The following is a 19,625-nucleotide window of genomic DNA, read 5'->3' as shown; positions in this document are numbered from 1 at the left end:
AAAAGGGCGCTGAAGATAACTTCAGCGCCCTAGCTTTATCGCCTGTCCTGAAATCAGGATTTGGCCGCCAGCAGCTCTTGAGCCTTTTCAAGGTGCGCGCGGATTTTGGGCAGGACAGCCTGCGCGTGGGCGCTCAGCTGCGCCGCCTCTGCGTTGTCGGCAAAGCCCGAATGAAGCGCGATGGCTTCTTCGTGTGCCGCCACCTGTTGTTGCAGATAGATCTTGTCAAAATCGCCATTGGCCGCGTTGGTCAGATTGTCCAGCAGGCCTTTGCGGCGTTGATCCAGTTCGCCGGCGATCCACGAGGTTTCCCCCGCCTGACCCACCGCGGTGCGCAGCTTCTCGGTGGCTTCAGTGTGGTCCGCCTTGATCATCCGGGCCAGTTCTTTGACTTCATCGGACTGGCCATGCTGCAGCGCCAGATCGGCCGAGCGGATTTCGTATAGATCGCCCATCGAGGCGCTGTTCACATAGCTTTCGGTGTTATTGGCACCCATAACATTGGCCGACACCTGACCAACTCCGGCAGAGACCGTATCTTCAGCACGGTCCATCGCGGTCGGCTCGTTATTGTTGGAGCATGCGACCAGAAGCGAGGCTCCGGCCAACAGAGACGTGAATGCTATTGCCTTACGCATGGTTGGTTCCCTTTCCGTGATGAAAGGAAAACCCGACCGCCAATGCTACGTTTCGATAAGCCGTTCACCCGACACAACCGGTTGCGTAAACCCCATATCAGGAACAGGCCAAGGCTGAACCCATTGCAAAGGAGCCGTTCAACTCAAATCTGGGAGATACCAAGAAATGGCCGACAAAGATTTGAACGATCTGTTCTATGATACCCTGCGCGATATCTATTATGCCGAACGGAAAATACTGAAGTCGCTGCCGAAAATGGCTCGCGCGGCACAGTCTCCGGAACTAAAGGCCGCGTTTGAAAAGCACGAGGCCCAAACCGAGGGCCAGATCGAGCGCCTGCAACAGGTCTTCGAAATCGTAGGCAAGGCCGCCCGCGGCAAGACCTGCGACGCCATTGAAGGCATCATTGCCGAAGGCGAAGAGATCATGGAAACCTTCAAAGGCACGTCCGCACTTGATGCCGGTCTGATCTCTTCGGCGCAGGCGGTCGAGCACTACGAGATCACGCGCTACGGCACGCTGAAACGGTGGGCTCAGGTGCTGGGCATGGACGATGCTGCCAAGCTTCTGGACGAGACCCTGCAGGAAGAAAGTCAAACCGACGACGATCTGACCGGCTTGGCCGATGCCCAGATCAACGCCGAAGCCGCCTGATTAAAAAAACCCGGTGAAGCCAAAAGCTTCACCGGGTTTTTCTATGCCCGCATTGGCTCGGGCTGCCTGTGAAGGGGCCGTCGCACGGGTTCGCGATGGGTGTCACACGAACAGCAGATGGCTCTGAGTTTCTCGACATCCGTCACCACAACCCGACCTCGGCGGATTTCGATAGCGCCGCGATCTTTCAGATAGCCGCACGAAGCGTTGATGCTGGTACGTTGAAAACCCAGAATCTCCGCCAGACGCGCTTGGGTAATCAAGATGCCCTTGGGATCGGTAACCGCACGGTGCAGACGCATGATCCATTTGGCCGTCCTTTGAGAGGCCGTATGGATGGCATTGCACGACGCCTCCGTCGCTGCATCGCGGGTGCGGGCCACCGCGTGGACAGCCAGAAAACGAAACATCCACGGATCACTCAGCGCCTTGCGCAAAGGCTCCAGCGGAACACTGAAGCCCTCGCACGGGAGCAGAGCCCGCGTTTCGCGCCATTCGCCTTCGTCCAACAGCGTTTCCCACCCGTGCACACTGCCCGGCACGATCAAACCCGAACACACCGGATGACCACGCGCAAAAATGCCCAGCACACCCGATGTCAGAAAGTACAGATGACCTTTCGGCGGAGCATCTCTTTGATCCAGAAAGGTCTTTTTGGCCAAAGAACTGATGACCCGCTTAATGTCTTCAGGGAATGCCATCAGAACCGGGTGCATCACTTGCACTTCGGCACTTTTACTATGCTCGAGCGCATTTCTTTTCATCTCATTTTAGCCCTCGGTCAGAAATGAAACGCTCAACGGACATCGGGTCATTTCGATTGATGATGGACGCCAGATGCCTGCTGACACGACCTTGAAGTGAGTTTGTCTTGAAAAAACCGCCGCAATCGACAGTGGACGATCACTGTCATGGGAAGTGTGAAGGTAACGAACTGTAACCCAAAGCAGTTGCCTCGGCTTTGGGACAACCGCGCGCTGTTAAGCTTAATGATTGTTTTGTAAGGACTTTAAACTGAAGCGTCAGGTCCTTTTGTCGCCCATACGTCCAATATCGGACACTAGGCATGACCATTTTTCTTTTCCGCCGTGATTATAACGGCTTAGGGATAGATCCAGCTGTCGACCTTCACAGCGACAGGCCCGTCGCTCCCGACCGTCAAAACGGCCTGCCGCACGCCGTGTGCCGGCACATAGTCGACTGTAACATCAGACCCCTGCCCCGACGCCACCGCAGACACCATCACCTGGGACGCTGTGCGTGCGCCCTCATTATTCACCTCGACCAGCACCTGCCGACCGTCAGCATACGGACGGACTTCGAGGATGCGCGCGGACAGTTCAGCGCTCCGGCTCCCGAGCAAGCTTTCGCTGACCAGCACCACGACACAGAAGACTATGACCAGGCTGCCCAGCACGGCCGCGATAATCTGTAATCGCGACGGCCCTGCCCGCTTGGCGGGCGTGGACAGTTTTCGCGCTTTGGAAAACAGCTTCATACCAGCAACCTCGCCACAGCGGCCCCCAGTGACGCCGGAAAGGCCAGGACCACCGTATTGGCGAGAATGGCCCCTGCACCGTGGCCATCATTCATGCCCAACACCGCCAGTATCCCCAGACTGGCCAAAAGACAGAGTGCGTAGCCGGGCACGGTAAAATGCAGCAGCGCGCCCAAGGGCGTCTCCTTTTCTTCCTGACCGGCAAACCCGACCTCGAAAACAAAGACGTGGAGCAGCACCATCGACAACAGCATCACCTCCAAAGAGGTGACGGGGCCGATCTGATAGGCGATCAGCTTCATCTCTTCGGTCGGGGCAAGGTTGGCGGCCAGATAGAGCGCCCCTGCCATCATCAAAAACAGTTCGCCCGGATAGTCGCCACGACGCAGGTGATCCTCCGATCCGCCGATGGCCAACTGCTTTCGCGCGACCAGTGCACCCATGGCAGCAGGGACCATTTGCAGCGTCACCTGACCTGTCGCCACCCGCAGATTACCGACTTCCAGACTGCCCGTCAGACCCAATAGCCCGACAGCCAGAACGGCAGCCGCGAACAGGGCCACCGCCACATCCAGCAAGTTTTCGCGCACCCCCCTGCGGTCCGAGAAGCCCGCATAATGGGCCAGACCATAAAGTACCGGCAGCCCCGCCAGCAGGAACAGCAGCTGACGCCACGGCTCCAGCGTCATCCCCAACGCCCACATCTCCATGGTCATCAGCAGGGGCAGAGAAAACAGCAGCGCGCCGCCGAAGGCGCGACCCAGATCGCGCACATACGAGGGTTTGGACTTCAGGGCGTGGCTGCCGGACACTGTGAAGACCTTATCAGCCGACGCCTTCGCCGCCGGTTACGCCCCACACCTCTCCGGTGACGAAGCTGGCTTCCTGCGAGGCCAGCAGGACGTAAACGGGCGCGATCTCCACCGGCTGCCCGGGGCGCCCGAAGGCACTGTGTGCGCCAAAGTTTTTCACCTTCTTGTCGGGCTGCCCGCCGCTGGGCTGAAGCACCGTCCAGAAAGGTCCGGGAGCCACGGCGTTCACGCGAATGCCCTTTTCGATCGCCTGTTTCGCCAGAGCCTTGGTGTAGGTCACTATGCCCCCCTTGGTAGTGGCATAGTCCAACAGAATGTCGCTGGGGTCATAGGCTTGAATGGAGGCCGTGGTGATGATCGCCGCCCCCTCAGGCATGACGGGCACCGCCGCCTGACACAGCCAGTGCATGGCATAGAGGTTGGTTTTCATCGTCGCGTCGAAGTCTTCTGTCGAAAACTCGCCGATGTCTTCGCGATACTGCTGACGCCCGGCGTTGACCACCAGAATGTCCAGACCGCCAAACGCCTCTACGGTCGTCTCCACCAGCGCAGCGTTCCAGTCTTCGTCGCGCACATCGCCTGCAAGTCCCAGCGCCAGCACGCCTTCGGCCTCGATCAAGGCGACCACCTCGGAGGCGTCGGCCTCCTCCGAGGGCAGATAGCTGATGGCCACATTGGCCCCCTCGCGGGCAAAGGCGATGGCCACGGCACGGCCAATGCCGGAATCCCCTCCGGTGATCAGCGCATTGCGTCCGGCCAACCGTCCATGTCCCCGATAGGACACCTCGCCATGGTCGGGCGCGGGCACCATGCGCTTTACAAGTCCCGGTGCTCCCTGCGCCTGTTCGGGAAAAGGCGGGCGCGGATATTGGTAACGGGGGTCCTGCATCGTCAGACGTTGATCCATATCGATACCTCCAGATCATCCTGCGCCTTCGCGCGGTCGGGGTGGGCGGACAAAATGCTGACTGCTAAAACCGGATCACTGCACAGGTGTTGCAAAGCCTCAGAACCAAACACGCTGGAACCACGCTCCGCATCAACCGCTAGGGGTGGCTTTGAGCATTTTGGCCAGAGCCTTTTCGAATGATTTGGCGCTGGCGCGCGGCAGGGTCTCGGCAATCTCGCCCTGTTCGAACAGCTCGACCACGCGGGGGTGGACATAGGCGCTGCGACACACCGCCAGCGTGTTACCCAACAGGGTTGCAGCCTCACGAATGCAGGCGTTGGCCTTGCGTCTGGCGTCCGTGGGAGAAGTAGGAGGCTCGGTGTCGCACAGCGCCCGCGCGACGCAGACCGTGGCCGCCCAAGTGCGAAAGTCCTTGGCCGAAAACTCTTCGCCCATGTGTTCGCGGATGAAGGCGTTGATGTCGTCGGACGTCACCGGCCGCACCTCGCCTTCCGCGTCAGTGTATTGAAACAGCGTGTGCCCCGGCAGTTCGCTGAGCCGTCGGACGCCAGTGGCCAAGCGGCGGTCCTGAAGGCTGAGGTCGTGTAGAATCCCGCTCTTGCCACGAAACCGGACACGCAGCTCGGTACCGCTGACCTCTATGTGTCTCTTGCGCAGGGTGGTCAGTCCATAACTTCGGTTTTCGCGCGAATAGCGGGCATTGCCGACGCGGATCAGGCTCAACTCCATAAGCCGCATGGCCGTGGCCACCACCTTTTCCTGATCAAACCGCCTCCGCGCCAGCCCCGCCTCGATAGCCGCTTCAAGCCTGGGCAGTCTGGCTGCAAAGGCGGGCATGCGCGCAAACTTGTTTTCTGACTGCGCCGCGGTCCAGTCAGGATGATAGCGGTATTGTTTGCGCCCCTTCGCGTCGCGTCCTGTCGCCTGAATATGGCCGTTCGCGCGCGGGCAGATCCAAACGTCCGTCCAGGCCGGAGGGATAGCCAGAGCGCGTATACGGGCGAGCACCTTTTTATCGCTGATGCGGGTGCCGTCCGGTTTCACATAGCAAAAGCCGCGCCCTGCCCTTTTGCGCCGGATGCCATCCATTTCGTCCGAGCACCATCGCAGTCCGGCAGGGACCTCCGGCTCATCGGCCACCTGGGGCATGGCCGGTTAACCGGCTTTGCGGGTGCGGGACCGGGTGGTCTTCGTCGTCGACTTGCTGGCGGTCTTGGCGGGAGATTTGGCCGCGCCTTTGGCCGATTTGGCATCCAGACTGGCGCGCAAGGCGGCCATGAGGTCCACCACGTTGTCTTCTTTGGCCTCGGTCACCTTGGCGGGCTTCTTGCCCTTCTGCTTGTCGGCAATCAGAGCCTTCAGAGCCTCTTCATAGCGGTCGGTGAACTGGCTGGGATCAAACGGTCCTGCCTTTTGCTCGATAATCTTCTCGGCAATCTTGATCATGTCGGCATCGGCCTTGGCCGAGGAGATGCCGCCGAAAACCTCGTCGGGCTGGCGCACCTCGTCATCCGTTCGCAGCGTATAGGCCAGAATGCCCTTGCCACGCGGCTCCAGCGCCAGCAGACGCTCGCGTGTCGACATCACCACCCGCGCCAGAGCGATCTTGCCCGACTTTTCCATCGCGGTACGGATGACGGTAAAGGCGTCCTGTCCGATCTTGCCGTTGGGGGCGAGGAAGTAGGGATTATCCCAGTACAAGCGGTCGATATCCTTGGCCGGAACAAAGCTCTCGATATCGATGGTCTTGGTGCTCTCCAGCTTGACCGACTTGATCTCCTCGTCGGTCAACAGGACGTATTCGCCCTTGGAGACCTCATAGCCCTTCACCAGATCGGATCGGGAAATCGGGCCGGTGTCCGGATCGGTGGTGACCATTTTGATCCGGTTGTTGGTCTTGGGATTGATCAGGTTGAAGTGAACGTCACCGCCGGTCGATGTGGCGGTGTACAGCGCCACCGGACACGTCACCAGCGACAACTTCAGATGACCTTGCCAACTGGGTCTGGGGGCCATGATCGCAACCTCGTTCCTGAACCGCCGCGCTGTGGCGACCATTCACAAACGAGCGTTACGCCAATAGGTTCGCTCAGCCGCAGGCCTGAATGTCGCCGCTGTCGGTGTCCAGCAGGAAACAGTGCTGATGGCCGTCGTCGATATCGGTGACCCACAGCCTCAGTTCCGGCACAGGCGGAGAGGTCACAAAGTCCTCGATATAGGTCACGGCGGCGGCCTCGACTGTCGGCTCTTCGACAATACGGGTGGGGTGGCCGGTCGCGGTAACGCGATAGCGGTTCAGTTCGGGCGCGTGGGTTTGCGTCATCTGCATCCTCCGTCTCAACCGAACGCCTAACCCGCCATAAGGATTCGCCCGACAGGACGAAATCTGTGGATGGCGGAGCGCAAAGCCTCGCCGTTCGTTTGCACAGGCGGAGGTCACCATGCCCAATCCCCGCCTGTCCACCTATCAAAAGATGCGCGACTTCTCCAAGACGCAGGAGCCGTCGGGCATAGGGGCCGAGATCGCGCCATCGGACCAGCTGCGCTTTGTGATCCACAAGCACGACGCCAGCCGTCTGCATTTTGATCTGCGACTGGAGTGGGGCGGCACCTTCCTGTCATGGGCCGTGCCCAAAGGTCCATCATTGGACCCTGCGGACAAACGTCTGGCCATGGCGGTAGAAGACCATCCGCTCGACTATGGCGACTTCGAAGGCACCATCCCCAAGGGCCTGTACGGCGGGGGCACAGTGATGATCTGGGACCGCGGACTGTGGATACCGGAACACGGCTTTGAGGACGTCGAGCGGCATCTGGAGAAGGGCGAGCTCAAATTCGTGATGGAAGGGTCACGGATGCACGGCTCGTGGGTTTTGGTACGGCTGAAGCCCAAGGCGGGCGAAAAGGGCAAGCCCTGGATGCTGATCAAACACAGGGACAGCGCCGCCAAGACAGGCGATCGCGGCGGGCCGTCCGATCGCGATAAATCGGCCGCCTCGGGCCGGACGATGAAGCAGATTGCCGATCATGTTCAGGCCGAGGTCGAACCCTTTATGACCCTGCCCCGCACGCCACCCAAACCGCAGAAATCTGCCCCCAAGAAAGCCACTTCACCGAAGATGGCGAGCAGGACCAAAACGGCCAAGGCCGCGCCCTCATCGGCCATGCCGGAGTTTATTCCCCCGCAGCTTGCCAGCACCATCGCCACGCCGCCAGCGGGCGAAGCGTGGGCGCATGAGATCAAGTTCGACGGCTATCGGCTGCAACTGCGCATCGACAACGGCAAGGCCACCGTGCGCACCCGAAAGGGGTTGGACTGGACAGACCGTTTTGCCACTTTTGCATCGGACGCCAAGACGCTGAAGGACGGGCTGTACGACGGCGAGGCAGTGGCGCTGGACGATAATGGATCGCCCAGTTTTGCCCTGTTGCAGGCCGTTCTGGGCGGCGAGAGCGATGCGCCACTGATCTATTACGCCTTCGATCTGCTGCACGATGGCAAGAGCGACCTGCGCGACAAACCCCTGTCCGAACGAAAGGCCCTTCTGGCCAAGCGGCTGGCCAAGGCGGATCAATCGATCCGCTATGTCGACCATTTCCAGACGGGGGGGCAGGCGCTTTTGCTATCGGCCTGCCGCCTTGATCTGGAAGGCATCATCTCCAAACGGCTCAGCGCGCCATATCGCTCGGGCCGCAGTGACGCGTGGGTAAAATCCAAATGCCGTCAGGGACAGGAGGTCGTCATCGCCGGATGGGCTACGACGGGCGATGCCTTCCGGTCACTGATCGCTGGCGTCTATCGAGAGGGACAACTGGTCCATGTCGGCCGCATCGGCACCGGCTTCAGCCGCAAGACGGTCGAGCAGATCATGCCCAAACTCAAGGCAGTCGAGACGGACAAAAGCCCCTTTCCAGACGGCCCCGAAACAATTGCCGGCGTTCATTGGGTAAAGCCCGTTCTGGTCGCAGAGATTGCCTTCGAGGGCTTTACCGGCACAGGTGCCATCCGTCAGGCATCGTTCAAAGGCCTACGCGAAGACAAGGCCGCCAAGGATGTAGAACTGGACACGCCCGCCGCCGTGGCCAAGCCTTCTTCCGCCAAACCTGCCCACTCGGCAGCCCCCTTGCGCAATGTACGACTGACCAGCCCTGACAAGGTGCTGTGGCCCGCCACCAAAGACACCCCCGCCATCACCAAGCGCGATCTGGCCGAATACTACGAGCGCGTTGGCGAGAAAATGCTGGAGCACATCAAGGGTCGGCCCTGCTCCATTATCCGCATGCCGGACGGCATCGAGGGGCAGTCTTTCTTCCAGCGCCATCCGGTCAAAGGTCAGTCGCCGCTGATCGAGGCGGTCGAGATCAAAGGCGATCCCAAACCCTATATCCGTATCGATACGGTCGAGGGCCTGATCGCGGCAGCCCAATTTGCTGCCGTGGAAATCCACCCGTGGAACTGTGTGCCCTTCAAGCCGGAAAAGGCCGAGCGACTGATATTCGACCTCGACCCCGCGCCGGAGGTTTCGTTCGACGAGGTCATCGCCGCCGCCAAGGAGGTGCGTGATCGGCTCAAGGATCTGGGGCTGGACAGCCACTGCAAAACCACCGGCGGCAAAGGGCTGCACGTCACCACCTACATCGAACATTTCGACATGGATTGGGCCGAAGCCAAGGCCTTCGCGCGCGAGTTTTCGCGTGTCATGGCCGCCGAGGCTCCCGACAAATATTTGATCAGCATGTCCAAGAAGGCGCGCGAAGGACGCATCTTCATCGACTATCTGCGTAACGACCGCAAAGCCACCGCCGTCGCCCCCTACTCTCCCCGAGGCCGCCCCGGCGCTCCGGTCTCCATGCCCGTGAAATGGACACAGGTCCGCAAGGGTCTGGACCCCCACAAATATCGCATCGACACCCTGTAACGAAAACGGCTCCGAGACAGGTTCGGAGCCGTCTGATCGTCACGTCGTATGCGCGCGCTTACAGGATTTCGAACAGACCCGCTGCGCCCATGCCGCCACCGATACACATGGTCACCACGCCATATCGGGCCTTGCGACGGCGGCCTTCGATCAGGATGTGGCCCACCATGCGCGAACCGGACATGCCATAGGGGTGGCCGATGGAGATGGCACCGCCGTTAACGTTCATCTTCTCCAGCGGAATGCCCAGAATCTTCTGGCAGTACAGCACCTGTACAGCGAAGGCCTCGTTCAGCTCCCACAGGTCGATGTCATCGACCGTCAGGCCAAAACGCTCCAGCAGCGGCGGCACCGCCTTGACCGGACCGATACCCATTTCGTCCGGCTCCACGCCCGCGACAGCCATGCCGACATAGCGGCCCAGCGGTTGCAGACCCCGGCGTTCGGCCTCCTTGGCCTCCATCAGCACATTGGCCGAGGCCCCGTCCGACAGCTGGCTGGCGTTGCCTGCCGTAACGATGCCGCCCGGAATGACTTCGCGCAGGCCTTGCAGACCTTCCAGCGTGGTTTCGGGACGGAAGCCCTCGTCCTTGGTCAGGGTCACGTCCTTATAGGACACCTCGCCCGTCGCCTTGTCGACCACCTTCTGGCGCGAGGCCAGCGGGGCCAGTTCGTCAGCATAGGCACCGTCCTCATAGGCCGCCGCCGTGCGCTGTTGCGAGATCAGGCCGTATTCGTCGCACTCGGCGCGAGTGATGCCATAGCGCTGACCGACGATCTCGGCGGTGTTCAGCATGGTGATATAGGCGTCCGGCGCGTTCTTCAGCACCGTCGGATCGCTCTGCACGCGCATCTCCAGCGTCTGCACCAGAGAGATGGACTCCACGCCACCGCCGACAGTGATCTGCATCTGGTCGGTGATGATCTGCTTGGCCGCCGTAGCCACGGCCATCAGGCCGGACGCGCACTGGCGATCCAGCGTCATGCCCGCGACGGACACAGGGAAACCGGCTGCCAGCACAGCATTGCGGCCGATGGTATGCTGATAGCCCTGCGGCATGGCACAGCCCAGCAGCACATCCTCGATCTCGCCGCCTTCAAGTCCGGCGCGATCGGCGGCCACACGCAGCGCATGGCCTGCCAGCGTCGGCGAAGGGGTGTCGTTGAAAGCTCCACGATAGGCACGGCCAATCGGCGTGCGCGCGGTGGAGACGATGACGGCTTCTCTCATGATTTATCGCACCGTGACTGCCGGACACACCGGCTGCGGCCAGCTCTTGCGTGGCCTGTTGAAAACCGAACGCGGGTATAGTCTCGCCCCACGATCCACGACCTTGGCCCAGTTGGCAATGACCTGCTGATCCCCAACGCGCCCCCCGAGGCAAAGCGCAAAGGTCAGGGTGGTAATCACCTTGATAAGGACATATAGTATTTATTATACGATCAGGTGTTCACGTCTTACCCTCGCTGGGCCACAGCTACGAGACAGCTTGGGGCGCATCAAAGTGTCAGGCGTTACCTCTCCCGCACAATCGATAGGAGGATCATCGATGAGTCTGTTTGATACCGAGGCGTACACCTGCCTGTCGGTGCAAGAGGTCTATGAACTGTCGTTCAAAGTCCTGACGGCGGCGGGCCTGGCCGAGGATCAGGCGACCTCGGTGGCCAAGGTGATCACGGCAGGCGAGCGCGACGAATGCCGCTCCCACGGTCTGTATCGCCTGCCGGGCTGTGTGCAGACCATTCAATCGGGCAAGCTCAATAAAGACGCCAAGCCTGACATTAAGGATGTGACCCCTGCCCTGCTGAAGGCCGACGCCAAGTTCGGCTATTCGGTGCTGGCGTTTGATCAAGCCGTGGATGCATTGGCGGCCAAGGCCAAACAGAGCGGCATCGCCGCATTGGCCATCAACAACTGCTTTCACTTCTCGGCCCTGTGGCCGGAGGTCGAGGCACTGACCCAGCGCGGTGTGGCGGCCTTGGCCATGACGCCCAGCCATGCGTGGGTGGCCCCCGCCGGTGGCAAGCGCGGACTGCTGGGCACCAATCCCATGGCCTTTGGCTGGCCGCGTCCGGGCCCCAATCCTTACGTCTTCGACTTTGCCACCAGCGCCATTGCGCGCGGAGATCTGGCGCTGCACGACATCGCGGGCAAGCCCATCCCCGAGGGCTGGGGCGTGGACAAGGACGGCAACCCGACCACCGTCGCCCGCGAGGCACTGGACGGAGCCATGCTGACGTTTGGCGGCCATAAGGGCTCGGCCCTGTCGACCATGATCGAGCTGATGGCCGGTCCGCTGATCGGCGATCTGACAAGCCTTCAGTCCATGGCGTTCGACGACAACCAGAAGCTGGCCCCCATGCACGGGGAACTGGTTCTGGCGTTCGACCCGGGCCTGCTCGGCGGCGGCGATCTGGAAACCCAGTCGGCGCGCGCCGAACAGCTGTTTGCGGCCTTCGCCGATCAGGGGGCCCGCCTGCCCTCGCAACGGCGTTTCGAAGCCCGTCAGCGCAGTCTGGCCGACGGCGTGCGCGTGCCGCAAAGCCTGTACGATCGCATCACAGCGCTCGATTTATAAGCCCGCCTCTCTCGACACTCCCTTTGAAATACGTATATCGTATACCAAATGAGAGGGGAGTGTTGAGATGAACAAGTTTCTGATGGGGACTGTTGCTGCCGCCGTGTTGATCGCGGGCGCGGCTCAGGCCCAAACCACCCAGTACCAGAACCAGCAGGCGTGGAGCGACGATCCGCCGGTCATCGGTTCACTGATCGCCTTCGCCAATAATGAAAGCAATCTGCGCACCGCCGTAGAGCGCTATCTGCAGGACAAGGCCGCTATCGAGCGCCGCTATCCGGTGCAGATGTCGCCAGTGCGCTCTGCCCGTCTTCAGGCTTTCTATGCGGCGTGGGCCGAGCGTCTGACCCAGACCGATTTCAACGCCCTGAACGCCGAAGGCCGCATCGACTTCATTACCTTACGCAACCGCATCACCCATGATCAGGCGATGCTGAAGCTGAGCGACGACCGCGCCCAGCAGATTGCGCCGCTACTGCCCTTCTCCAACAAGCTGGGCGCTCTTCAGGAAGCCCGCTTCGACCGCAACCGCGTCAATGCCCGCGAGGCCGCAGGTCAGCTGGACCAGATCGCTGCCGAGGTCGCCCAACTGACCCGCAATGTCGAAGAGTCGGCTGCCCGCAACAACGGCACGGCCCGCATCGATGGCGTGACGCCCGTCTCGGCCCGCCGAGCAGCCATCCAGATCGAGCACCTGCGCACCATCCTGTCGGACTACAACACCTTCTATGACGGCTATGACCCCGACTATTCGTGGTGGGTACGCGAGCCCTATGCCCGTCTGGATGCCGCGCTGGTCAAATACGCCCAGACGCTGAACCGCCATCTGGTCGGCATCCGCGATGGCGAGCAGCCGCCGATCATCGGTGACCCCGTGCTGGCCCAAGGCCTGCAAGCCGACCTGCAACTGGAGATGCTGCCTTACACCGTCGAAGAGCTGATCGATATCGGCCAGCAGGAGTTCGCGTGGATCGTGCGCGAAATGAAGGTCGTCTCCAACCGCATGGGCTATGGCGACGACTGGCACGCGGCGCTGGAGCATGTGAAGAACCTCGCGCCTGCGCCCGGCGAGGTGCCGTGGGCCATCTTCGACATTGCCAAATATTCCGAAGAGTTCGTCGAGCGTGATGACAGCGTCACCATGCCCGCCTTGTCGCGCGAGATCTGGCGCTTGGCGATGCAGACGCCCGAGCGTCAGCTAATCAACCCCTTCTTCTCGGGGGGCGAGGTGACCCGTCTGTCCTATCCGACCGACGGCATGACGCATCAGGACAAGATGATGTCCATGCGCGGCAACACCCCGCACTTCAACTTCGCCACGGTGCACCACGAACTGATCCCCGGTCACCACATGCAGAAGTTCATGAATGACCGCTTCAACACCCACCGCACGCCGCTGACCAATACGCCGGTCTGGCGCGAAGGCTGGGCGCTGTATTGGGAAATGATCCTGTGGGACAAGGACTTTGCCCGTAACGACGCGGACCGTATCGGCATGCTGTTCTGGCGCCTGCACCGCGCCGCGCGCATCGTCTTCTCGCTGAAGTACCAGATGGGCGAATGGACCCCGCAGCAGGCGACCGACTATCTGGTCAAGGAAGTCGGCCACGAATACGCCAACGCCGAGGCCGAGGTGCGCCGCACCACCATCGACGCCCCCTTCTATCAGTCGGCCTATATGATCGGCGGGCTACAGTTCTACGCCCTGCGCCGCGAGCTTGTGGACAGCGGTCGTATGACCGAGAAGGAATACCACGACGCTGTTATGCAGTTGGGCCCGATGCCGGTCGAGATGATCCGCGCCCGCCTGCTCAACCTGCCGCTCGGTCCCGATTACAAGACCCAGTGGCGCTTCTACACCGGCCCCGTGAGCTAAGCTCGCGGGGTCACCCCCACAGACACTACGCTTCCCCAGTTCAGGATTAAGCCATGACCCAAACAATCGAACTGACGCACTGGATCAACGGCGAAAAAGTCGCCGGTGATCTGTCGTCCGAAAGCCTTAACCCGTCGGATATTTCCGATGTGGTGGCCGTGGCTCCTGACGGTGGCGTGGCCGAGGTGGATGCCGCTGTCGATGCCGCCACCAAGGCTTTTGACGGATGGTCGGACGCCTCTCCGGAAGTCCGCTCGGATATTCTGGACCGCGCCTCCAATCTTATGATGGAGCGCCGCGAGGCTCTGGGCACCCTGCTGGCCCGCGAAGAGGGCAAGACCCTGCCCGAAGGCATTGGCGAGACCATGCGCGCCGCCCGTATCCTCAAGTATTTCGCGGGCGAGGCCCTGCGCCTGCACGGCCAGAATCTGGCCTCCACCCGTCCGGGCGTCGAGGTCCAGACCTATCGTCAGGCCGTCGGCGTCTATGGTCTGATCACGCCGTGGAACTTCCCTATCGCCATTCCGGCGTGGAAGATCGCGCCGGCGCTGGCCTTCGGCAACACCGTGGTGCTTAAGCCTGCGGGTCTGACCCCCGCCACCGCCGAGGCTCTGGTGGCCATCTTGCATGAAGCGGGCCTGCCCAAGGGCGTGCTGAACATGGTTGTGGGTCGCGGCCACGTCGGTCAGGCCATGGTCGACCACAAGGGCATCAGCGGCATCAGCTTCACCGGCTCGCAAGCCGTGGGCGCTGGCGTGGCGGCGGGTGCGGCCAGCCGTCAGGCGCGCGTCCAGCTGGAGATGGGCGGCAAGAACCCGCTGATCGTTCTGGACGATGCCGATCTGGACAAGGCCGTGGCTATCGCTTTGGACGGCTCTTTCTTCCAGACCGGCCAGCGCTGCACCGCTTCCAGCCGCCTGATCGTACAGGACGGCATCTATCAAGACTTCATCGACCGCTTGGCCGAAAAGGTTTCTGCCATCCGTGTCGGCCACGCCCTGAACCCGAACACCCAGGTCGGTCCGGCCGTCAGCGAGGCCCAGCGCGAGACCTCATACCGCTATATCGACATCGCCCGCAGCGAAGGGGCCACCATCCATGCAGGTGGCGAGCGCCTGTCGCTGGAACATGAGGGCTGGTACGTCCAACCGACCCTAATCACCGACACCGATCCGCAGCAGCGCATCAACATCGAAGAAGTGTTCGGCCCTGTCGCCTCGGTCATCCGCGTGAAGTCGTATGAAAACGCGCTCGAGACGGCCAACAACACCGAGTTCGGCCTGTCTGCCGGTATCGTGACCCAGTCGCTGAAACATGCCCGCGACTTCCAGAAGCGCGCCAAGGTGGGCATGACCATGGTCAATCTGCCGACCGCCGGTGTGGACTATCACGTGCCCTTTGGCGGCATCAAAGGCTCCAGCTACGGAGCCCGGGAGCAGGGCTTCGCCGCCGCGGAGTTCTTTACCCAGACCAAGACGAGTTATTCGGCCTACTGATCACAAATCCCCGCCCTTCGGCGGGGATTTTATTATAAGCCACGGAAAAAGCTTAGGTTAATTTTTGACACCCTCTCTGGCCCGCTTATTGACACAACACTGATATAGGATAACGTATTTCGTATACGGTATTATATATCGTCGATGCGCAGGCTCTGGTCGCCCCGTTGCGTCTGGTTGCTCGGCGCATCAACGGAAGGGGTCGCGGCTATGCGGCCCCGATCACAAGGGTCCGCAAAGGACCGCAATGAGGGGCGAGTTCATGTTTAGACGTCAGCAGACGCGAAGCCTTCTTCGCGCGACTTCCTTCCTCTCCGGTGCCGTGGCGCTGGGGGTTGTTTTCACCGCCGGCAGCGCCACGGCGCAGGAAACCACTTCGGTGGACGACATCGTCGTCACCGGTTCGCGACTGGCGCGTCCGGATCTCAGCGCACCCAGCCCGATTACGGTCGTCGGTCAGGAAGACATCACGAACTCGGGCGCGACCACCATTGAGTCCGTCGTCAACGAACTGCCGCAACTGTCAGCGGGTAACACTTCCAGCGTGAACTCGGGCGGTGGCTCGGGCGTGCTGACGGCCAACCTGCGCGGTCTCGGGGCCAACCGCACCCTGACGCTGGTCAATGGCCGCCGCTTCATTCCCGCTAACGGCTCGGGCAATGTCGATCTGGGCACCGTGCCCAGCGCCCTGGTCAAGCGCGTCGAAATCATCACCGGCGGTGCCTCGGCAGTTTATGGCTCGGACGCCATCGCCGGTGCGGTCAACTTCATCCTGCGCGACGACATCGATGGCATCGAGGCGGGCTATCAATATGGTCAGGCCTTCGAAGGCGATGCCGCCAGCCACAAATATGATCTGACCTTCGGCACGTCCTTTGCCGATGGCCGGGGCAGCCTGATCCTGCACGGAAACTATCTGACCCGTGACGGTGTCATGATGGAAGACCGCGAGTTCTCGCGAATTCCGCTGGATTCCAACACTATGGGCGTCACCGGCTCGGGCAACATCCCCGGTGGCCGTATTGCACTGAGCGCCGCCCAGCTGGCCTCGCTGAACGTAGGCAATGGCGCAGGCGTGCTGCCGCGCAATCCGTCCTGTACCGCTCCGCAAAACGCCATCCGTTTTGGTGAAAACGGTCAGGTGCTCCAGTACTGCTCGCCGGAAGACACCTTCAACTATGCCGACGGCAACTTCCTGCTGCGTCCGTTCGAGCGCCAGCAGTTCACCGGTCTGGTCAACTATCAGGTCAGCGACCGCGTCGAGGCCTTTGCCGAGTTCCACTACGTCAACACCCAGAACAACTATCAGCAGGCCTCTGACTCGCTGAACGTTCTGACGCCGGACCAGTCCTATTTCGAGGTCGTCAACTATGCGACCAACCCGGTTCTGCCGGACGCGGTGCGCCAGTTGTTCGTCAACAACGCGGCCATCTTCGACCCGAACGGTACCGGCAACGCCCGCATCGCAGGCGGCATCCTGCGCCGCTTTGACGAGCTGGGCCTGCGTAATTTCGCATTCGAGCGTACCACCGTCGGCACCACGGGCGGCCTGAAGGGCAGCTTTGATCTGGGCAGCAATGCATGGAATTGGGAAGTGTTCGCCCAGTACCAGCGCTCGCGTACGGACGAGACGGTCGAGGGTATGATGTCCCCTGCCCGTCTGGGTCTGGGATTGAACACCACGATCAACGGTCAGGGTCAGGTCGTCTGCGCCAATCCGATCCTGGGCTGTGTGCCGGTGAACCCGTTCGGCCTGAATGCCTTCAACGCCGAAGCCGCCGCCTTTATCACCCCGCACCGCTCGTCCAGCGACGAGTTCGAACGGACCGTCTTCGGGGGCTCCATCGCCGGCGAGCTGTTCGAACTGCCTGCCGGTCCGGTCTCGACCGCGGTTGGCTTCGAATATCGAAAGGACGACTACCAGTACCAGCCGGGTGCGACCGATCTAGCCCGCGAATACGGTTCATCCTCGCGCGGCGTGACCGCTGGTGGCTATGAGGTCACCGAGCTGTTCGGCGAGCTGCGTGTGCCGATCCTGACGGGTGTGCAGTTTGCCGATGAACTGTCGTTCGAGGGCGCTGTCCGCTTTTCGGACTATTCCAACTTCGGCGGCTCCACCACGTGGAAGGCCGGTCTGGAATGGGCTCCGATCGACTGGCTGCGTTTCCGTACCGCCTACAACGTGGCCAACCGCGCCCCGTCGATCAGCGAACTGTATGCCCCCGTCTCGGTCGGCTTTAACGCCGGTAATGATCCGTGCGCGGCTGCCAGCAATCCATCTGCCGCACAGAAGGCCCTGTGCGTCCAGCAAGGCGTGCCGGCCAATGCCATCGACAACTTTGTCCCGACGGCTCTGGGCTTCAACCAGCGCTCGGGCGGTAACCCCAACCTGCAGGAAGAAACCTCGGAAACCTTCACTGCCGGCTTTGTGGCCCGCGTGCCGTGGATCTCGCGCCTGAACGTCGCCGTCGACTATTTCAAGATCGAGGTCGAGGACGCTGTGGCGACCCTCAGTGCCGCCGACACCCTGCGCGTCTGCTACCAGTTGCTGGATATTAACTCGGCCCCGTGTCAGGCCATCACCCGCATCCCGGGCAATGGTGAAGTGTTCGAGGTCAACGCCTCCAGCAGCAATATCGGCTCTCTGTCCGTCGAAGGCGTCGACCTGTCGGCAGACTGGGGTACCGCGCTGCCGGAGACGCTGGGTCTGGCCAACCACGGTGCAGACCTCAGCATCACCTTGCACTCGAACTGGATGTTCGAGCGCGTCAACCAGTTGATCGGCGCCCAGCCTATCGACTGCGCGGGCTACTATGGCACCTGCACCCGTATGGGTGCGGGCGGCACTCCGGCCTTCAAGGCTAATCTGGGTGTCTCCTACCTGTCCGGTCCGTTCACGCTGCGCAACCAGTTCCGCTACATCGACAAGCTGGAGCCTATGGCAGGCGTAAACGGCGCGAACATCGACGCCGATACCGTGACCTATTGGGACCTGTCGGCCTCCTACACCCTGTCTGACCGGTTCGAGGTGTTCGGCGGCATCAACAACCTGCTGGATCAGGAGCCGCGCATTCTGGGCCAAGCCCACGGCGGCGATTCCAACACCGATGTCACCCTGTACGACCCGATTGGCCGCTACGGCTTCATCGGCGTGCGCGCACGCTTCTAACGCTCAGGCAACGACAAGGGCGGCACCGCGACTATCGCGGTGCCGTTTTTCGTATACGGATTTCAGGTCCGAATACGAAAGGCGGCTTGATCTCCCTTATATAAATCAGATACCGTATACTATCTTATATGGAGGCTTAGTTATGGCGGGCGTAAACATGGACTGGAACGGAGTCATTCCGGCAGCCACGACGCAATTCGCGACCGATTACAGCGTCGATATCGACGCGACCCAAAAGGTGCTGGATGCGCTGATCCGCGACGGCGTGGACGGTATTATCTCGTTGGGCACGGTCGGCGAAAACAACTCTCTGGATGCCGATGAAAAGCGCAAGGTCCTCAGCGCCGCCATCGAGACGTCCAACGGTCGCGTGCCGATCATCACCGGCGTCAGCGAGCTGACCACCGAGCGCGCCGCGGCCTATGCCCGCGATGCCGAAAAGCTGGGGGCCGACGCCCTGATGCTGCTGCCAGCCATGGTCTATGTGCCGACGCCGGAAGAGCTGGAAGCCCACTTCCGTGCTGTGGCCGCCGCCACCTCGCTGCCGATCATGCTGTACAACAACCCGACCATCTATCGCGTCGGCGTCAACAACAGCGACCTGAAGCGTCTGGCCGATGTGCCGAACATCGTCGCCGTGAAAGAAAGCGCGCCGGACTCACGCCGCATCACCGACATCATCAACGAACTGGGCGACCGCTATAAGGTGCTGGTGGGTCTGGATGACGTGGCGCTGGAAGGCCTGCTGCTGGGGGCTTGCGGCTGGATTTCCGGCCTGACCAACGCCTTCCCCGAAGAGTCTGTGGCTCTGGTCAAGGCCGCCAAGGAACGCGATCTGGATCGCGCCATCGAGATCTATCGCTGGTTCATGCCGATGCTGCACCTGGATGCCGTGTCCGATCTGGTCCAGTCGATCAAGCTGGCCGAGCAGATCATGGGCCGTGGCAGCGAGCGCGTGCGCATGCCGCGAATGCCGCTGGCGGGCGAGCGCCGCAAGGAAGTGATTGCCATGGTCGAAAAGGCCGCCGCCAACCGTCCGGTCGGCGTCTCCAAAACCGTCGCAGCAGCCTAAG

At 61.5% G+C, this 19,625-nt stretch carries 16 protein-coding genes; 7 read left to right on the top strand and 9 right to left on the bottom strand.

Annotated features, from left to right (window positions below; translation table 11 throughout):
- Window positions 1-53 precede the first annotated feature (53 nt).
- A complete protein-coding gene (locus B3B04_RS06995; RefSeq protein WP_292041356.1) occupies window positions 54-638 on the bottom strand; it encodes a DUF4142 domain-containing protein in 585 nt (194 codons plus the stop codon).
- A 166-nt stretch (window positions 639-804) separates the two neighbouring features.
- Here B3B04_RS06995 and B3B04_RS06990 point away from each other — a divergent pair, with 166 nt between their 5' ends.
- Window positions 805-1,293 carry a ferritin-like domain-containing protein gene (locus B3B04_RS06990; RefSeq protein ID WP_292041355.1) on the top strand — a complete coding sequence of 163 codons (489 nt, stop codon included), beginning with the start codon at window positions 805-807 and terminating at the stop codon, window positions 1,291-1,293.
- A 41-nt stretch (window positions 1,294-1,334) separates the two neighbouring features.
- On the opposite strand, the gene B3B04_RS06985 is transcribed toward B3B04_RS06990, so the two are convergent.
- The 7 genes from B3B04_RS06985 to B3B04_RS06955 all read right to left on the bottom strand — a co-directional run bounded on the left by B3B04_RS06985 (window position 1,335) and on the right by B3B04_RS06955 (window position 6,836).
- A complete protein-coding gene (locus tag B3B04_RS06985) occupies window positions 1,335-1,955 on the bottom strand; it encodes a Crp/Fnr family transcriptional regulator (protein WP_292041353.1) in 621 nt (206 codons plus the stop codon).
- Between the two features lie 440 nt (window positions 1,956-2,395).
- Window positions 2,396-2,791: a hypothetical protein gene (locus B3B04_RS06980; RefSeq protein ID WP_292041351.1), complete on the bottom strand. Its 396-nt coding sequence runs from the start codon at window positions 2,789-2,791 to the stop codon at window positions 2,396-2,398.
- Complete coding sequence (locus B3B04_RS06975) at window positions 2,788-3,603, bottom strand: TIGR02587 family membrane protein (RefSeq protein ID WP_292041349.1); 816 nt, start codon at window positions 3,601-3,603, stop codon at window positions 2,788-2,790. Before B3B04_RS06975 ends, B3B04_RS06980 begins: the two co-directional genes overlap by 4 nt.
- Before the next feature lie 13 nt (window positions 3,604-3,616).
- Window positions 3,617-4,510: an SDR family oxidoreductase gene (locus B3B04_RS06970; RefSeq protein WP_292041346.1), complete on the bottom strand. Its 894-nt coding sequence runs from the start codon at window positions 4,508-4,510 to the stop codon at window positions 3,617-3,619.
- 132 nt (window positions 4,511-4,642) lie between these two features.
- Window positions 4,643-5,662 (bottom strand): DNA topoisomerase IB, encoded by a 1,020-nt coding sequence (locus tag B3B04_RS06965; protein ID WP_292041344.1) that lies wholly within the window; start codon window positions 5,660-5,662, stop codon window positions 4,643-4,645.
- 6 nt (window positions 5,663-5,668) lie between these two features.
- Window positions 5,669-6,529: a Ku protein gene (locus B3B04_RS06960; protein WP_292041342.1), complete on the bottom strand. Its 861-nt coding sequence runs from the start codon at window positions 6,527-6,529 to the stop codon at window positions 5,669-5,671.
- 73 nt (window positions 6,530-6,602) lie between these two features.
- On the bottom strand, window positions 6,603-6,836 hold the full coding sequence (locus B3B04_RS06955) for a DUF5961 family protein (protein ID WP_292041340.1): 234 nt from the start codon (window positions 6,834-6,836) through the stop codon (window positions 6,603-6,605).
- A gap of 118 nt (window positions 6,837-6,954) precedes the next feature.
- Here B3B04_RS06955 and ligD point away from each other — a divergent pair, with 118 nt between their 5' ends.
- The gene (gene ligD / locus B3B04_RS06950) at window positions 6,955-9,432 is read left to right on the top strand and encodes a DNA ligase D (protein ID WP_292041339.1); all 2,478 of its coding nucleotides are present in this window, start codon (window positions 6,955-6,957) and stop codon (window positions 9,430-9,432) included.
- Between the two features lie 58 nt (window positions 9,433-9,490).
- On the opposite strand, the gene B3B04_RS06945 is transcribed toward ligD, so the two are convergent.
- On the bottom strand, window positions 9,491-10,663 hold the full coding sequence (locus tag B3B04_RS06945; RefSeq protein ID WP_292041337.1) for an acetyl-CoA C-acyltransferase: 1,173 nt from the start codon (window positions 10,661-10,663) through the stop codon (window positions 9,491-9,493).
- 319 nt (window positions 10,664-10,982) lie between these two features.
- Here B3B04_RS06945 and B3B04_RS06940 point away from each other — a divergent pair, with 319 nt between their 5' ends.
- The 5 genes from B3B04_RS06940 (at window position 10,983) to B3B04_RS06920 (ending at window position 19,624) form a co-directional block, all read left to right on the top strand.
- A complete protein-coding gene (locus tag B3B04_RS06940) occupies window positions 10,983-12,011 on the top strand; it encodes an Ldh family oxidoreductase (protein WP_292041335.1) in 1,029 nt (342 codons plus the stop codon).
- A 67-nt stretch (window positions 12,012-12,078) separates the two neighbouring features.
- Window positions 12,079-13,887 (top strand): DUF885 family protein, encoded by a 1,809-nt coding sequence (locus B3B04_RS06935; RefSeq protein WP_292041333.1) that lies wholly within the window; start codon window positions 12,079-12,081, stop codon window positions 13,885-13,887.
- Window positions 13,888-13,940: 53 nt separating this feature from the next.
- The gene (locus B3B04_RS06930; protein WP_292041331.1) at window positions 13,941-15,383 is read left to right on the top strand and encodes an aldehyde dehydrogenase family protein; all 1,443 of its coding nucleotides are present in this window, start codon (window positions 13,941-13,943) and stop codon (window positions 15,381-15,383) included.
- A 262-nt stretch (window positions 15,384-15,645) separates the two neighbouring features.
- Window positions 15,646-18,552, top strand: a complete 2,907-nt coding sequence (locus B3B04_RS06925) for a TonB-dependent receptor plug domain-containing protein (RefSeq protein ID WP_292041330.1) — start codon at window positions 15,646-15,648, stop codon at window positions 18,550-18,552.
- Between the two features lie 142 nt (window positions 18,553-18,694).
- Complete coding sequence (locus B3B04_RS06920) at window positions 18,695-19,624, top strand: dihydrodipicolinate synthase family protein (RefSeq protein ID WP_292041329.1); 930 nt, start codon at window positions 18,695-18,697, stop codon at window positions 19,622-19,624.
- Window position 19,625 lies beyond the last annotated feature (1 nt).

Origin of the sequence: Brevundimonas sp. UBA5713, assembly GCF_002419815.1 — a bacterium.
GTDB lineage: Bacteria > Pseudomonadota > Alphaproteobacteria > Caulobacterales > Caulobacteraceae > Brevundimonas.
The sequence above is the reverse complement of the archived record's forward strand: the minus strand, read 5'-3'. Positions and strand labels throughout refer to the sequence as shown.

Bases quoted from the DNA above. Each gene is read 5' to 3' on its own strand.
- B3B04_RS06935 (WP_292041333.1), top strand. From the start codon at position 12,079: ATGAACAAGTTTCTGATGGGGACTGTTGCTGCCGCCGTGTTGATCGCG.
- B3B04_RS06980 (WP_292041351.1), bottom strand. From the start codon at position 2,791: ATGAAGCTGTTTTCCAAAGCGCGAAAACTGTCCACGCCCGCCAAGCGG.
- B3B04_RS06960 (WP_292041342.1), bottom strand. From the start codon at position 6,529: ATGGCCCCCAGACCCAGTTGGCAAGGTCATCTGAAGTTGTCGCTGGTG.
- B3B04_RS06995 (WP_292041356.1), bottom strand. From the start codon at position 638: ATGCGTAAGGCAATAGCATTCACGTCTCTGTTGGCCGGAGCCTCGCTT.
- B3B04_RS06990 (WP_292041355.1), top strand. From the start codon at position 805: ATGGCCGACAAAGATTTGAACGATCTGTTCTATGATACCCTGCGCGAT.
- B3B04_RS06945 (WP_292041337.1), bottom strand. From the start codon at position 10,663: ATGAGAGAAGCCGTCATCGTCTCCACCGCGCGCACGCCGATTGGCCGT.
- B3B04_RS06970 (WP_292041346.1), bottom strand. From the start codon at position 4,510: ATGGATCAACGTCTGACGATGCAGGACCCCCGTTACCAATATCCGCGC.
- B3B04_RS06925 (WP_292041330.1), top strand. From the start codon at position 15,646: ATGTTTAGACGTCAGCAGACGCGAAGCCTTCTTCGCGCGACTTCCTTC.
- B3B04_RS06920 (WP_292041329.1), top strand. From the start codon at position 18,695: ATGGCGGGCGTAAACATGGACTGGAACGGAGTCATTCCGGCAGCCACG.
- B3B04_RS06940 (WP_292041335.1), top strand. From the start codon at position 10,983: ATGAGTCTGTTTGATACCGAGGCGTACACCTGCCTGTCGGTGCAAGAG.
- B3B04_RS06965 (WP_292041344.1), bottom strand. From the start codon at position 5,662: ATGCCCCAGGTGGCCGATGAGCCGGAGGTCCCTGCCGGACTGCGATGG.
- B3B04_RS06955 (WP_292041340.1), bottom strand. From the start codon at position 6,836: ATGACGCAAACCCACGCGCCCGAACTGAACCGCTATCGCGTTACCGCG.
- ligD (WP_292041339.1), top strand. From the start codon at position 6,955: ATGCCCAATCCCCGCCTGTCCACCTATCAAAAGATGCGCGACTTCTCC.
- B3B04_RS06930 (WP_292041331.1), top strand. From the start codon at position 13,941: ATGACCCAAACAATCGAACTGACGCACTGGATCAACGGCGAAAAAGTC.